This window comes from Anoxybacillus sp. FSL W8-0382, assembly GCF_038003845.1.
In the GTDB taxonomy this organism is placed as follows: domain Bacteria; phylum Bacillota; class Bacilli; order Bacillales; family Anoxybacillaceae; genus Anoxybacillus; species Anoxybacillus flavithermus_G.
In genome coordinates this window covers 2,716,808-2,732,720 of sequence record NZ_JBBOPX010000001.1, presented here as the reverse complement: position 1 = coordinate 2,732,720, position 15,913 = coordinate 2,716,808, and the positions used below count along the sequence as shown (strand labels likewise).

Here is a 15,913-nt window from a genome sequence, read left to right as displayed (position 1 = left end):
ACAAAAATGATTATGGGAGGGGCTTATATGGCTGTGGAGGAAAAAGTATTAGACCAAAAGAAAGAAGTTACAAAAATGATTGATACGCTCGTTGCTAATGCTCAAAAAGCGCTTAAAGCGTTTCGTGATTACGATCAAGAAACGATTGATCATATTGTTAAACAAATGGCGTTAGCTGGGCTTGATAAACATATGTATTTAGCGAAACTAGCCATTGAAGAAACAAAGCGCGGCGTGTATGAAGATAAAATTATTAAAAACATTTTTGCGACAGAATACATTTATCATAACATCAAATATGATAAAACCGTCGGCGTTATTCGCGAAAATGAACAGGAAGGCGTCATTGAAATTGCAGAGCCAGTAGGCGTCATCGCCGGGGTAACCCCAGTCACGAACCCGACTTCAACAACAATGTTTAAAGCGCTCATTTCTATTAAAACGCGCAATCCAATCATTTTTGCGTTCCACCCATCTGCGCAAAAATGTAGCAGTGAAGCAGCACGTATTTTGCGCGATGCAGCCATTGCTGCGGGTGCGCCAGAACATTGTATTCAATGGATTGAAACTCCTTCTGTCGAAGCGACGCAACAATTGATGCATCACCCTGGTGTTTCGCTTATTCTTGCGACAGGTGGAGCAGGCATGGTGAAAGCGGCATATAGCTCAGGAAAGCCAGCATTAGGGGTTGGACCTGGTAACGTGCCTTGCTATATTGAGAAAACAGCAAATATTAAACGCGCGGTGAACGACCTTATTCTTTCAAAAACGTTTGATAACGGAATGATTTGTGCATCTGAACAAGCGGTCATTATTGATAAAGAGATTTATGATGCGGTGAAAAACGAAATGATCGCAAATAAGTGCTATTTCTTAAACGAAGAAGAAAAGAAAAAAGTTGAAAAGCTTGTTATCAATGAAAATACGTGTGCAGTCAATCCGAATATTGTCGGTAAACCAGCATATGAAATTGCAAAAATGGCCGGTGTGGACGTTCCAGTTGATACGAAAATTCTTGTCGCAGAATTAAAAAGCGTCGGTCCGCAAGAGCCGCTTTCTCGTGAAAAATTAAGTCCTGTATTGGCGTGCTATAAGGTGAATAGCACAGAAGAAGGGTTAAAACGAGCAGAAGAAATGCTTGAGTTCGGTGGACTTGGCCACTCCGCTGTCATTCATTCAGAAAATCAAGACGTCATTCTTGAATTCGGTAAGCGAATGAAAGCAGGACGAATCATCTCTAATGCACCATCTTCACAAGGGGCGATCGGTGATATTTACAACGCATACATTCCGTCATTGACGCTCGGTTGCGGTACGTTCGGAGGCAACTCGGTTTCGACAAACGTCGGTGCGACACATTTAATTAACATTAAAAAATTAGCGAGAAGGAATGTAAACATGCAATGGTTTAAAGTTCCGCCAAAAATTTACTTTGAAAAACATGCGACACAATATTTAGCGAAAATGCCAAACATCTCACGTGCCTTTATCGTTACAGACCCAGGTATGGTGAAGCTCGGCTATGTCGATAAAGTGTTATACTATTTGCGTAAACGTCCAGATTATGTGCATTGCGAAATTTTCTCAGAAGTTGAACCAGATCCATCAATTGAAACAGTGATGAAAGGTGCCGACATGATGCATGCGTTCCAGCCAGACGTCATCATCGCGCTCGGCGGTGGTTCGGCGATGGACGCGGCGAAAGCGATGTGGCTGTTCTATGAACATCCAAATACCGACTTTAATGGCTTAAAACAAAAGTTTTTAGATATTCGTAAACGCGTATTTAAATATCCAAAACTCGGTCAAAAAGCGCAATTTGTCGCGATTCCAACAACGTCTGGTACAGGTTCAGAAGTGACATCGTTTGCGGTCATTACAGATAAGAAAAATAACGTCAAATATCCGCTCGCTGATTATGAGTTAACACCAGATGTCGCCATCGTTGACCCACAATTCGTCATGACGATGCCAAAACATATTACAGCGGATACAGGTATGGACGTATTAACACATGCGATTGAAGCGTACGTATCGAACATGGCGAACGACTATACAGACGGATTAGCATTAAAAGCGATTCAACTCGTCTTTGAATACTTGCCGCGCGCATATAAAAACGGCAACGATGAAGTCGCGCGTGAAAAAATGCATAACGCATCAACGATCGCTGGTATGGCATTTGCGAACGCATTTTTAGGCATTAACCATAGTTTAGCGCATAAACTTGGGGCAGAATTCCATATCCCACACGGACGTGCGAACACAATTTTAATGCCGCATGTCATTCGTTACAACGCGCAAAAACCGAAGAAGTTTACAGCGTTTCCGAAGTATGAACATTTCGTAGCTGATCAACGTTATGCTCAAATTGCTCGCCTGCTTGGATTGCCAGCAAAAACGACAGAAGAAGGTGTCGAAAGCCTTGTTCAAGCAATCATTAAGCTCGCGAAAGAACTCGATATGCCGCTAAGCATCGCAGCTACAGGTGTGAAAAAAGAAGAGTTTGAAAGCAAAGTCGAACAACTCGCTGAATTAGCGTTTGAAGATCAATGTACAACAGCCAATCCAAAATTGCCGTTAGTGAGCGACCTCGCTGACATTTATCGTCAAGCGTATAAAGGGGTTTAGCAGTTAGTTAAATACGGAAGAATTTAAAGTTGTTCTTCTGTCAAGTATAGTATTTTATATGTGTGACCCGTGGTGCTAGATAAAATCGAGTAAGCATAAAAATAGCTCTTGCTTGTGGATGTCCTGTAGAATGAAAGTGCGATCCAACATTCCGATCCAACATTCGAAAGGAGAATCCTCATGCAAGAGCACTTTCGTTTTACTACAGATCAAGCGAAGATTCAAAAACAATATGCAGTCATTTTCTTTTTTGTTTCTGCCCAGCTGTCACAAATTCAATTCTATCTTCAACGTCGCAATCGTCATTTGGCGAAACAAGAAGACGCGGTGATCATGGCCATTCATCTTTTGGGAAAGCTACTTGGCTGCTCTTCCGAACGCGCATGGCATCGCTTTGTGGAGGGAAATTTATTTACCGATGGGCAGTTTATCGAACGATCCCGATACAATCGCCGTTGCCGAGCGCTGCGCTTTGCGATCAAATGGATTCGTCATGAACTAGCGAAACGTGGTCAACACCATGCCTATGCGGTAGTAGATAGCATGCCACTCGAGTTGTGCCATGCCGCAAGAATGTACCGTGTCAAACGATTCCAAGGGATCGCGGACATCGGACTTTGTGCGTCGAAAAAGCAGTGGTACTATGGGTTTAAGTTTCATCTTCAAGTGACCGACCAAGGACTACCTATGGGATACGTGGTAACGGAGGCGTCCTGTCACGATCGAACCGCAGCGGAAACCGTCATGACTCAAATTCCTCACCCCTATTCATACAGGGGCTACATTTTATAGTTCAATCATTCCTTCCTTTATTGCTTTGACGACTGCACCAACACGAGAATCAACACGGAGCTTTTTTATAATTGAAGAAACATGGTGTTCTACTGTTCTCTTACTTACATTCAATGAATTACTAATGTCTTCATTCGTTTTATCTTGAGCAATTAATTTTAGAATAATTAGCTCCATTTTTGTTAGCGGGGTGTTGCTACTTTCATCTATGTTGCTCGGGAAAAATGAAAACCCTTGATGTGCTTGTCGAATGGCAGTTGCTAAATGAAGAATCGAATCTTCTTTTGTAACAAATGCGGAAGCACCCGCTTGTTTAGCAGCGCGTATGTACTCATTATAATTGTAGCCGGATAAGACGACCACGTGGCGATCTGGATACAACAATTTTATCTTTTTTGTCCATTCTAAACCATTCCCGTCTTTTAAACGAATATCCATAACAACAACATGAGGATTTAACGTTTCGATTGCTTCTTGTAAACAAGATAACTGCAAAACTGTGCCAACAATTTTTATATCCTCTTCTCTTTCGAGTAATTCTGCCATGCCGTCCATCACAAGTATATGATCATCGACTAATAGCACTCTAATCATCATATTTTTCCACCTCGTCAAATGGAATCATTATAAAAATTCTCGTGCCAAGTTGTTGGTCGGAATAAATATCCCATCTTCCGCCTAACGTATGTAGTTGCTTTTCAACTGAAGCTAATCCGAAGTGATGTTGTTTAATTGCGTCATATGTGTTTATAGGGATAGAAAACCCTTTCCCATCATCTTCAACAGAAATGTGCAAAATATCATCTTCTTCGCATATGGAAATAATGATGGATGTAGCTTCTGCGTGTTTGACAGCGTTATAAGTAAGCTCACGAATAATCCGGTAAAGAGTGACTTGCAATGTCGAAGGAATAATTCGTAATCCTAAGTCATAATACACTTCAATATCAAGATGACTCTCCATGCGAATTTTATTTCGTAACTCATATAAGCTATTTTCTAAGCCTATATCTTCAACAAACATCGGATATAAATGTTCACACATGTTACGTACTTCACGAATTTTACTTTGTAATAAATTGTGAATTTGTTTCTCGCTTTCTTCATTTTTTCCCAATTGAATCCTTTGCCAAATGGCGATAAGCCCTTGCAATATTTCATCATGCAAAAACATGGCAAGCTTCCATTTTTCATATTCTTGAATGGAATATGCCTGTTTATTAGTCAAACGATCCGTTGTTTGTTCTGTTCGGTGTGTGAAGTACACTTGAATAGTTTGATATATAGTAATAGAAAAGATAAGAAATATGTTTACAGGAAATAAAGGGATATGGTGATCGATCACTAACAGTACAACATTACAAATAATTAAACTTATACATAAAACGGCAATTTTTCTACCCATCTTCTTTGCAGCAACACGCCAATTTGCAATCCCTTGCTTAGTTAATAAGTATGAAAGAACTAGAGGAAAGAAAATCATACTTGTTAGCGTGTAATAAAACGAAAGAAACGAAACACCAAATAACATGTTTGGAAGGAGGCTTAAAAGTATAACAGGTGAAAATGATAAACATAGTCCAACAATAAGTACAAACAATTCGTTTTTTATTTTTTTCGAGTTCGAGCGAAGATGGAACGTAATTAATGCGACGCATGTGCCAACAGCCATAACAATATTTAGTACGATAAACAATCGAGCAATGGTTTTTATAGATGTCTCATCTGCAGCTACACTTCCTCCAACATAAGTGACGAAACAAATGATACTCGTCCACTTTGTAATAGAGGAAACATAGTGGAAAGTTCTTGGTCTCGTTGAACTTGGAAAATATTTAAAAAATTCGAGAAGTGCGTAAGGCGCTAAACAAACAGCGAAAGCTTCAACCATTTGTGCTGTCTGCACACCTCGACTTGAAGGAATGGCAGATATGATTGCAATGGCACTAACACACATTAAAGCAAAAAAACGTTGTACAACGATGGATGTTGGTTTTTGAATATACGTATATTTACCAATTAACAAGAAAAACATCCCGATGAATAGAACAATATAATACGGGTGTTTCATATATTTTTCATGTGATTCGATCAAAATATAAGTAATAAGGAGAAGTGAGAAAAACCAAATCATTGTAAAATGTCTATTCATTGTATCACGAACTTTCTAAGTATGTTTTTAGTTCATAAATGGCTTCTTGTTTTGTTGGAAAGCAAATTTCTACTTGTTTTATTGCACGTTTCATGTATATATCAGAGAGAACAAAACAGTAGTCCAATGCCCCCGTTTTTTGTATATAATTTCTTATTAATGAAATATGGTCTGTAAAATTAGGGCAATTTAGTTTGTTCAATAACCACCCATTATCATGCATCAAACTGTATTCTAAGGCCTTAATAAGAGGCAAAGTCGCTTTTTTACATGTCAAGTCATTTTTTTGGTCACGAAACTTACGCAAGGAAGCCCCTGCCTTTAGGCACGACGAGGAATTGCACCTTACGCAAGTTCCGCCCCCCCTTTCCATAAGCATATCCGTCAAATCGCTGAATGACTTGGACATATCTATAATTTATTCCTTGTGCGATACGCTTTCCGTCCTTGCCTTTAATATCGAAACTTCCAGTCTTTCTACATGCGACTTCGCCAAACCAAACGCCTTGATATTTCCCTCTTGGGACAACAGCCTTAACCATGTCCCCTGTTTGGAAGCCAAAGAAGAACTTTTGTCTTGCAAGATAACCTCTTGGGAAGCCATATCTATCTAGGTTTGTACGAGAGCGACTACCACGCCCTTTTGCCTTGATAAATAACACTTCTTTTGTTTTGAAATATAAGTGATTTGTTGTGCTTTCGCCTACACAACAAGCGTCAAAATAATGTGTTTTCGGCAAGTCTAAACGAATACGATTCATTTTTGTTCGTGCACCTGTTCCACACTCGACATCTAATCCTGTCTGCTTTAACACTTCATACGCTTTCCATCTTGTCGAGTTGATAGCACTTGCATCCTTTAATGATTCTTTGACTTGCTTTTGAATGTGCGGATACCCGAATTCTTCTGCTGTCTTACTTCCTTTGCGCTGATTACAGTCATGACAGGCAAGACATAGGTTATCCACTCGGTCTGTTCCACCTCTCGATTTTGGAATGATATGCTCCACTTCAAGTGGAACATTTTCTTTTCCGCAATAACAACACTTCCGCCCAAACTTTTCAAGCAAATACTCCCGTACTTCATATCCTTGTAGCGTGCCTTGTTGATACTCTACACCATTGATTTCAGGATTTCGCATGAGTTGCGTGTCGAATTTGGCATTTTCGTATGATATATACCCAATGGGGCATAACTTCTTTAGGCGGTTAACCCATGTTTGGATATTTTGCACACGACTCTCTAGTGATGACGGCAACCACCCCTCCTTTCGCTTGCGGTTCAGAAAGCGTGGTTTTCTGTATCTTGTTTTTCGATTTCGTCTTGCTCGACGAAAAGCACGCCTTTTATCTATTCTTTCCTTGATGTCTGTGCGATGGTCAAGTTGCCCTAACCATACCACTTCTTGTCCTCGCAAAATCGCTAATCCTGTATGCCTGCTTCCATAGTCGATTTTTAGCCGATATGTTGCTTTAATTTCTGATTCGTCTACTGATTTTTTCAAGATGATGGTAAATGGAAATCGCCTGTAAATCGCCGCCTTCCCTTGTTTCAACAGCTTTCTTGCAACTGCTTCGTGACAAGGAGCAAGCGGACGTTTGTTTGTGTCTAACACAAAAACCATAGGGTTCTCCCCTTTCCTCTGCATAAAGCAGGTCATATTCTCCTCGACCATGTTATAGATGCTTGTTATGTGCAAGACACTAGCGCTACCCACCACGCTTGTTTAACCTTGCACGACAGAGGAACGGGCTGGAGAAGCACCCGAACGTGTCATGACATCTATAACGTAGGCTCTGTTTCAAGCCTTGGTCTGGTCAACATGGGGCTTACAAGCCCATGACTTTAGTCATTGGGTTGTTGACATAAAATATCCTTTGCATCATTACGCAGTTGACCACTTATTCCAATATATGTTGCAATATCGTACCACTTGTACGCCAAAGAACCAGCTCCTAGTTGACAAACAAGTCTTGTTAATGATGATGATTTTTGCGAGATTAGTTTAAAATATTGTTCTTCTGTTGGAACGGATGTGTCAATAGTAAAGTGCAAATCGCTCCATTGTCCATTACATGCTTCCTTCAGTTCTTTCATCATGCGACATATTTCTCTTTTTAAGTTTCGAGGTGTATGCAAAGCAATTAAATGTATGGCCTCGACAAATAATGTATTAGCTATCGTAATCATTTCACCCATAGATGCGTGTTCTCTCACATTATTGTTTTTTTCTTCGTCTGCAATATCATCAAATAGATCTGTTGCTAAAATTAAAAATTCAATGGCAACAGCATATGGAATAACCATTTCAGTTTGTACATGGTTGTGAAATTTCGCGATATAAGTATAGAACTCCCCCCAGCAAAAACGTGTATGTTCATGAAATAATTTTCCAGGGGAATGGAGTAAAAATTGAATACGTTCACATATTTCTTTTTGAATGAGAGAGTATTCGTCTAAATAGTGCAGCATAAATGACTGCATTTCTCTTCTTCCTATATAAGTCAAAGCCACTGATCTCCTTTTTCTTTAGTTATCCCTTGATTGTTAAAATACTCTGTAAGTGAAAGAAACGCGTCAGAAGAAAGCTGTACTCTTGCGTTATCCCAGTCTTCTTGTGTAATAACTTTTTTCGTATATAGCTGCTGAATAACTGTCCATAAGTTCTTTTCCATCTCTTATCTTCCCCTCTTTTTATACAAAATTCTACTTTATAATGAAACATTTGTCATTTATTTTTTGAAAAATAGGTATTTTCCGGTATGAGTAAAATGTTTGTGGGAGAAAAAAAGACAGGTTCCTGATTTGGTATAATAAGGAACCTGTCAGATATGTAAGCAAAATAGATGAAAAACGGGCTCTCCTCCTGGTAAGGTAGTAAGTGTGAAAAAAAAATACAACCAAAGAAAGGAGTGGAGCCCATGCAGGATTATATCACAAACGGCTTGACATTAAAAGAGATCGAACAGTCTTTATTTAGACATATGCAAAAACAATATGGTCATCTCCTTCAACAGGTGTTGGAGGAGATCGACCGCACATTGGCAGAACAGCGGGACAAGAAACGATATGCGCTCAAAGATAAGCGGACGATCCGACTCCAAACGCTATTTGGAGAGGTGGAAGTGAAGCGAAACTACTACTTTGACCGTGAAAAAAAGGTGTATACGTCTTTACTCGATGTCTTTCTTCAGTTCGATGGGGCGCATGGAGTGAGTCCGCTATTAGAGGAGACAGCGATTCATCTCGCCGTGACGGGTTCTTCGTATCGACAGGCTGCGCAGTCGCTTGAAAAGCTGGTGGGGTATGCATGTATGAGTCACGAAACGATTCGCCAGTCCATCATCGAGGCAGAGGTGGAAGGGCACCGTGCGATGGAGAAAAAAGGGCGCGTGTTTTTTATCGAAGCAGACGGGTTGTACGTGAAACGTCAACGAAGCCGCATCAAAGGAAAAGAAGAAAAGATCATCACGATTCACCAAGGATGGGAGAAAAACGGGAAACGCGTATCCTTAGTGAATCGACGGTATATGGTTCATCAAACGAATGAACCGATTTGGGAAGCTGTAGAGAATTTTCTGATGAAGGAATACAGCTATGATCCGTTTGAGGATTGGGTGGTCATCAATGGAGATGGAGCCCCATGGATTACAGCGTGTCGAGAATATTTCGGGGACAGGGGGTACTTTCAGCTTGATCGGTTCCATGTGGCAAGAGAGATTCGTCAATTGTTCCGAGGTCATGCGAGATATCGGGTGATTCGAAAGAAGTTAGCATCATGGGATGAAGAAGGTGTGTTACGAGAACTCACAAGTGCCATCGGTACGTTAGAACATGAGGAGAAGGAAAAGCAACTCGAGGCGCTTGTTCGTCGAATCGAGGAGATACCAGGATGTTTACGTGACTATCGCGTATGGTTGAAGGAAAAAGGGATTGACACGACAAACATGAGGGCGATGGGGAGTGCGGAAGGAACGATGCATGTGTTTGCGAAACGAAGTAAAAACGGTCGAAGTTGGAGGGATGCAGGGATTGAAGCGATGTTGCGAGCGATCGTCGCGATAAAAGATACGTTACTCATTCGGACACGCGATGGAGTGATGTATGGCGTGGAAGAACGAGAAGAAACGAAACGAGAAACGATCGTGAAAAAGGCACTGAAGCGCGTGCAAACGCAAATGACAGAAGTGGTACGAGATAACATCCCATACCTTCGCCAATCTTCAGGGACACCGATTTACGAGGCATTGCAAGCATTGAAAGGTTTTTAAAACGAGAGAAAACGCACATACCTACAGGATGAGAGTAAGTAAAAGCGCTTACATATAACGATTTTATAAAACCATATATAACCAAAAAAATCGGTCGAGAAAAAAATCTCCCACAAAGTCTTGACTCAAACTATTTTCCGCAATGAAATTTGCGGAAAATACGGATATGATAGGATGGAAGTTTGTGATAGACTGAAAGCGAGCCGGCTCAGAAGAGAATATTTCGTAAGGGAGGATGTTGAATTGAAAATGAAGACTAAGACTGCCCTTGCATCTTTAGGTCTTTGTACGGCTTTACTATCAGGTGCGCATGTATATGCTGAGGTTCAGAGCGGGATATTAGAATACAAAGGTTTGCAAGCAAATTATAAGTTGGATGTTGATTGGAATTTATTTGATAATGATAATGCAGTAGCGGAGACAAAATTTGTCAATCCTAAGAGTGGTTACAAAGTAGCTGTAAGGTTAGAAATGTGGAAAAATAATAAAATGCAAGGATACAAATATCAAGAGGATAAGGAATGGGCTCAAGCAACTTACTCTTGGACAGGTGTAGATGTCTATCAAAGTCGCCATTCCATTAATGATACAGCTACGAACAAAGAGTTAGTTGTCCGTTCATTACGTGATGATTGATACCTTCTGTAAAGCGAAAATAAATAAGCCTAATGCTTATTTATTTTCGTTTCATTTTGATTTATCGTGTTTGTGGAAGGTGGTTTTTATATGTCCTTTCAATCTTTTAAGAGTCAATGGCGTGCTCATCCATTTACAACTGCCTTTGCCGTTTTAGGTTTAGTTATATCACTACTGATGATTTCAATCGGTATTTCTAGCATAAATTATTCTCATTTACTTCAAAGACAGCTTGAACAGTATGCTCCGCCACATGCAACAAAGCTAATGGTGACATTTTCACATGAACCAACATGGAATGATCTTTTTCGATTGTTTGACAATATAGATCAGGAAACAGGGATTATATTAGAAGGTGTGGCTCTTTTGCATGATGGCATGCCTATCATGGTGACCCTGGAACATGTAAGGGAGTCTGTTGAGCCCCGTCTACCTATAAAGGAAGGACGTTATTTTACTGAGAAAGAAATAAGAACGGGAGAGAAAGTAGCTCTTATAGGATCCGAATGGGAAAAAGATACAACGATCATTGGGAATGAGCGCTATATTGTCTTATCGGGTGAGCGATACAAGTGTATTGGGATAATTGGGCTAACGGGAGAAAATTCAAGATTATTGGATTCACAAGTTCTTATTCCAATGACGTCATTACCCCCGAGTGTTATTAGTAAATTATTAAGTCAGCAGCAAATTACATTGACACTCTATAATGCTAAAAAAGATACGTACAAGGATGAAAAATCTATTCGTATGCAAGCAGAGAAGTTATTTCCACAAGCAAGCATTGATTCTTTTCCATACGAAGCACAGTTATCGTTCCGAATTGATATTGGTGATCGCCTAATGCTTATCGTTCTTATTTACTTACTTTCTTTAGTTAATGTTGTGAATTTATCGTTTTATTGGGTACAAGAGAGAATATATGAAATTGGAATAAGGAAAGCGTTCGGATATACGAATCGCGACATCGTTTTTATGATTTTTAGTGAAATGGTTGTATTATGTAGTATTGCAGTCGTTTTTGGGTATGGTGTGCAATGGCTATTTCAGCATATATTTGAAAAATGGGTAGGATTCCCATTACGCATTTCTTTGTTGCACTTTTCAGCAGCAATTGGATTTGTTTTTTGCTCATCACTAATTGCAATTATCGTTCCAGCTTTTCGTGTTTTTCGTGTGCAACCTATTCATGTCATACATAAAAAGTAGAAATTGAGGAGATAAAAAATGAAGTATATGCTACTCAATTTGAAAAGCATGTGGCAAAGAAAATGGATCATAGTATTAATGATCGTTCAACTCATTGTATCATTTTGGGTCATCAATCATGCGCTGATCACAATCGAGACAATTCGTTATCAACAAAAACAACTATTTTCTGTTACGCATATGAAAGAAGAAACGACCATTCGATTGTTTATTCCAGATGGTGACGATAGTCAATGGTTTGTAGAGAGATTTCGCAAACTTGAAAAATTTATAAAAACAATACCAAATGTAAAGGGATACGGATCTTTTGAAGAAACGACGATTAGTCCACAAAACTTCGTAAATAAAAAACGATACATGCGAAAAAATGAACAATTGTATGCAAATACTCGTATGGAATCATATACAGATAGTACAAAAATTATATATTTCGACTATGACATATATCGTCTTTTTTCAAAGTTTCAATTAATGAAAGGAAGGGAACTAAGCAAAGAGGACTTTGAGAAAACAAACAAAGATGTGATTCCTATTTTAATAGGATATGATTATCACGATGTATTTCACATTGGAGATCGGTTTCAAGCTCTAGCTGGATTAGGAGAGAATGCGTTTTTTGTTACATACGAAGTCGTTGGGATATTGGAACAAGGGGCGAAATGGTTATCCGCCAATGATTATCTTATTGATCACGCGAATGAGCTAGATCGTTTTTTTGTCGCTCCATATTTTCCTGAGGAAAGAGATGGAAGACCGATGGATGTTGCAGTGCGGCTAAACAACCTATTTTTGCAGTTATCTGATAAGCGGGAGTTTTCATCTGTCGAGAAAACTATCGAACAGAAAGGGAAAGAGCTTGGTATTTATCCGACGTTAAAAACAATTTCCAATGAGATGAAAGAGTATAAAAATAATACAAAACAAAGCGCCCGATTTACTTTTATGGTTGGCTTGTTTTTCGTTGTTGTTACACTCATTGGGGTAATTTCTGTGATGATATCTTCTATCCAAGCACGTAAATACGATATTGGGGTCATGATGGTGACTGGGGCAAGCAAACGTGATATCAGGCGAATAGTTGTGATGGAATTGTTTTTACTTGTGATGACTTCAGCCATTATCGGTGTTGTGCTAAGTTATTGGACAGAATGGCAAGATACATTTTTTGAATATAACATTCGTTTGCAAGCGTTCACTTGGTCGTTGTACGTAAAAATTATGGTTGTTTCATGTTTTATAGTTTTGCTATCTTCATTTATTCCACTTTGGAACGTAAATAAATTAGTATTGCGCAATTTGGTGGAAGGGAGGGAATAAATAGATGTTCATTGAATTACAAAATGTAACAAAAATATATGGTAAGGATGAATACGCGACGAAGGCACTAAGTCAGGTAAGTCTACAAATTGAACGTGGAGAGTTTATTTCAATTATGGGACCTTCTGGATCGGGAAAATCGACTTTATTAAATATTATCGGATGTATGGATGTCCCGACAGAAGGAGTATATCGACTTGAAGGGGAAGATGTAACGAGATTAAATGACAGACAGCTAAGCGATATTCGCAATAAAAAGGTTAGCTTCATTTTCCAACAATTCGCATTAATGACAAACTTCACTGTATTTGAAAACGTTGAACTCCCATTATTAAAACGAAACATGTCAAAAAAGGAGCGACGCGAAAAAGTTGAATATTACTTAAACAAGCTTGGCATTTTTCATTTGCGACAAAAGAATGTTTCTAAGCTATCGGGGGGACAAAAACAACGTGTTGCCATTGCAAGGGCGATGGTAGCGGAAACGAACATCGTTTTAGCTGATGAACCGACAGGATCGCTTGATCGTCAAAATGGTGAGAAAGTAACGGAGCTCCTTCAACAAATGAACGAAGAGGGGAAATGTATCATTGTCATTACACATGATGAAAAAATAGCTTCTTATGCTAATCGGATGATTTATCTTAGTGATGGATGCATTCAGCTAGATAAGGGAAAGGGGTAGTGTGAATGAGCAAAAAGTTGTTGCTTTTGTTCGGCAGTCTTACGTTTATTGTTTTGTTAGGCATATTGTATTATACGTTCATATACAAAGAGACATTTGAATCATCCGCAGAAGGATTATTTTTACCTGAACAGTATGAGGAAAAATATCGTGTTTTCGAAGCAACCATTGAGGTGAATAAAATAAAGTACGAAAAGTTGCATATTGACCATCGCATTCAGCTCAAAGGCGGTAGTTTGACATATGAGCTGTACGATCCAAAAGGAAATATCATCGATCGAGGAGAAGTCACGGCTACGCAACCGTTAAATAAGCAATTGAATATAACACCACAAAAAGGAGTATGGAGGGCGAAATATTACACAAACAAAGATACAGATGGAAAATATATACTCTTATTAAAAAGCATTGAATGAGACGGTCGCGCTTCGATGGTTGTTCTTTCGTAACTATTCACCCCGATAGTAGTATGTAAAGAAACCCAACACAAATAGGGCATCCCCGTAATAGAAAATGCCCTAAGTGGTAGAAAGAACGCGATAGAGCGTGTCACCCGTCAACAGAAGACATAACGAATCCCACACGTTTTTTTCGTGTTTCGTCAGTGTGGAAACGATGCTTCTTGTGATACAAAAAGACTGGGCGAATGTTTCTTCGCGAAACGTACCCGAAATGTTCTCTTTGACTTTAACCATGCGAAGATCGCGTTCGGCTTGGTTGTTGTCAAAGGGAACATGTACTTCACGTAAGAAACGCAACGCTTCTTCCTTTCGTTTCTGAAGCCGTCGAACAAAAGCGAGTGCTTTTTTCGGAAGAGGCGTCGCCGTTTCCAATCGGTGTTGTGCTCTTTCTAGGATGCGATCATACACTCGTTCCCATCGTTTCGCTTCTTCTTCGGAAAGCGCACCGTGATGAGCTTCGACGGCCTGTTTGGCGGCTAACAGAAACGTCGTCATGCGCGATGCCCATGTATGCCCTTGTTCGATGAAGCCTTTTAACTCACGCAAATGATGGGTGTGACAAAGGGCATGGGTGACTTGCGTGTATTTTGGATACGTACCGAATCCATCGTGCATCATCGTCCCTTGATACCGCGGAAGAATCCCGATATCATCGGTCGCTTTCTTTCCACGAGAAACGTGAGGAGCCAAGTACGTATATTTCGATGTACACGCGACATGCACCCATGCGAGTTTCCCATTGATGCGCAAACTCGTTTCATCGACATGCAGGATGTTGGATTCAAGTAAGTCGTCTTCGATGATGTCCATATTTGATTCCAGCGCTTCGCGTCCTCGTTTCACCATATTGGCAAGAGTTCCCGTACTAATCGAGTGTTGATATAACGCTTCGATTGTATCACTTAAACGCTTGTACGGGATCAATTGGATATGATGTAAATAAACAACGAGCGCAGTAAGGCGTGGACCGTATTGCACATGATTCGTGACATGGGATGGGAATTCGGCTTGTTGCACGCATCGACAATGCGGACACGATTTCACTTCACGTTCATGTTGTGTCACCTCGATCGCCACAGGAGGGACATCAAACACTTGACGGATATCGACTTTGAACGGTTTGACGTCACGCAAAGAAACCCCACATCCTTGACACGTATGCACACGGTGGACGACACGATGATGTGGATGTTCCACTTGACGGAGCGTCGTTCCTTGATGTCCTTCTTGTCCGCCTGGCTTGTTGCCAGATGGTTGACGAGAAGAACGTGTGTTGGCAAAACGGTCAGAAGATGGGGGCAAATGGCTATTGGAGCTGTTTTTTTTCGTGCGTGCTTCCAGCTCTTGAACACGGTACTTCAGTTGTTCATTTTCTTTGCGTAGCTGTTTGTTTTCTTTCAACAGTTGCTCAATGACTTGTTGTTGGTGAGTAATGAGCTGCTTTTGTTGTTGGACTTTGCTGATTAAGCTTTCAACTGTAAATACAGCTTGTTGTACCGTCAACATGCGATTCACCTCCTTGTCTATCAATATTCACATCATGGACAGGAAAAGCAAAAAATATTCAGCTCACTTTATGATGTGGCTGAATAGTTACGTTCTTTCAATAGAAATATATTTGTTTAATAAACATGTATGGGAGGTACCTGTAAGAAACCTCTTTTTTTATTTTTAAAAATTTTATAGATAAAACTTTTTGCATATGTAGATTGTCCTTAATTATAGAAGATGATGCGCATCATCGAGTAAAAAGATTGG

At 39.8% G+C, this 15,913-nt stretch carries 14 protein-coding genes and 1 pseudogene; 8 read left to right on the top strand and 7 right to left on the bottom strand.

What is annotated here, in order from left to right; all coding sequences use genetic code 11:
• Positions 1-27 precede the first annotated feature (27 nt).
• Complete coding sequence (gene adhE, locus NSS60_RS14450; protein ID WP_004893191.1) at positions 28-2,631, top strand: bifunctional acetaldehyde-CoA/alcohol dehydrogenase; 2,604 nt, start codon at positions 28-30, stop codon at positions 2,629-2,631.
• A 180-nt stretch (positions 2,632-2,811) separates the two neighbouring features.
• Positions 2,812-3,417, top strand: a pseudogene (locus tag NSS60_RS14445) (IS982 family transposase); the annotation flags it as partial.
• Here the strand turns inward: NSS60_RS14445 and NSS60_RS14440 are convergent.
• The 6 genes from NSS60_RS14440 to NSS60_RS14415 form a co-directional block, all read right to left on the bottom strand.
• On the bottom strand, positions 3,418-4,020 hold the full coding sequence (locus tag NSS60_RS14440; protein ID WP_004893188.1) for a response regulator transcription factor: 603 nt from the start codon (positions 4,018-4,020) through the stop codon (positions 3,418-3,420). It lies immediately after the preceding pseudogene.
• Entirely contained in the window at positions 4,010-5,458 is a 1,449-nt protein-coding gene (locus tag NSS60_RS14435) for an ATP-binding protein (protein ID WP_230456264.1), read from the bottom strand. The genes NSS60_RS14440 and NSS60_RS14435 overlap by 11 nt, the downstream gene beginning before the upstream one ends.
• Positions 5,459-5,579: 121 nt before the next feature.
• On the bottom strand, positions 5,580-5,882 hold the full coding sequence (locus NSS60_RS14430) for a hypothetical protein (protein WP_035019041.1): 303 nt from the start codon (positions 5,880-5,882) through the stop codon (positions 5,580-5,582).
• Positions 5,875-7,200, bottom strand: coding sequence for an RNA-guided endonuclease IscB (iscB, locus tag NSS60_RS14425; RefSeq protein ID WP_192949543.1), 1,326 nt, complete (start codon positions 7,198-7,200; stop codon positions 5,875-5,877). The genes NSS60_RS14430 and iscB overlap by 8 nt, the downstream gene beginning before the upstream one ends.
• A 221-nt stretch (positions 7,201-7,421) precedes the next feature.
• On the bottom strand, positions 7,422-8,060 hold the full coding sequence (locus NSS60_RS14420) for a class 1 isoprenoid biosynthesis enzyme (RefSeq protein WP_230456236.1): 639 nt from the start codon (positions 8,058-8,060) through the stop codon (positions 7,422-7,424).
• 20 nt (positions 8,061-8,080) lie between these two features.
• Entirely contained in the window at positions 8,081-8,251 is a 171-nt protein-coding gene (locus NSS60_RS14415) for a hypothetical protein (protein ID WP_003397145.1), read from the bottom strand.
• 246 nt (positions 8,252-8,497) lie between these two features.
• Between NSS60_RS14415 and NSS60_RS14410 the strand changes: the two genes are divergently transcribed.
• The 6 genes from NSS60_RS14410 to NSS60_RS14385 all read left to right on the top strand — a co-directional run bounded on the left by NSS60_RS14410 (position 8,498) and on the right by NSS60_RS14385 (position 14,110).
• On the top strand, positions 8,498-9,847 hold the full coding sequence (locus NSS60_RS14410) for an ISLre2 family transposase (protein WP_075039588.1): 1,350 nt from the start codon (positions 8,498-8,500) through the stop codon (positions 9,845-9,847).
• 249 nt (positions 9,848-10,096) lie between these two features.
• Entirely contained in the window at positions 10,097-10,483 is a 387-nt protein-coding gene (locus NSS60_RS14405) for a hypothetical protein (protein WP_035019298.1), read from the top strand.
• A 90-nt stretch (positions 10,484-10,573) separates the two neighbouring features.
• Positions 10,574-11,692 carry an ABC transporter permease gene (locus NSS60_RS14400; RefSeq protein ID WP_340720939.1) on the top strand — a complete coding sequence of 373 codons (1,119 nt, stop codon included), beginning with the start codon at positions 10,574-10,576 and terminating at the stop codon, positions 11,690-11,692.
• Positions 11,693-11,710: 18 nt separating this feature from the next.
• Entirely contained in the window at positions 11,711-13,009 is a 1,299-nt protein-coding gene (locus tag NSS60_RS14395; protein WP_035019039.1) for an ABC transporter permease, read from the top strand.
• A gap of 4 nt (positions 13,010-13,013) precedes the next feature.
• A complete protein-coding gene (locus NSS60_RS14390) occupies positions 13,014-13,694 on the top strand; it encodes an ABC transporter ATP-binding protein (protein ID WP_340720938.1) in 681 nt (226 codons plus the stop codon).
• A 5-nt stretch (positions 13,695-13,699) separates the two neighbouring features.
• Positions 13,700-14,110 carry a hypothetical protein gene (locus tag NSS60_RS14385; protein WP_004893178.1) on the top strand — a complete coding sequence of 137 codons (411 nt, stop codon included), beginning with the start codon at positions 13,700-13,702 and terminating at the stop codon, positions 14,108-14,110.
• Between the two features lie 102 nt (positions 14,111-14,212).
• Here NSS60_RS14385 and tnpC read toward each other — a convergent pair whose 3' ends face one another.
• A complete protein-coding gene (gene tnpC, locus NSS60_RS14380; protein WP_340720937.1) occupies positions 14,213-15,661 on the bottom strand; it encodes an IS66 family transposase in 1,449 nt (482 codons plus the stop codon).
• Positions 15,662-15,913: the final 252 nt, after the last annotated feature.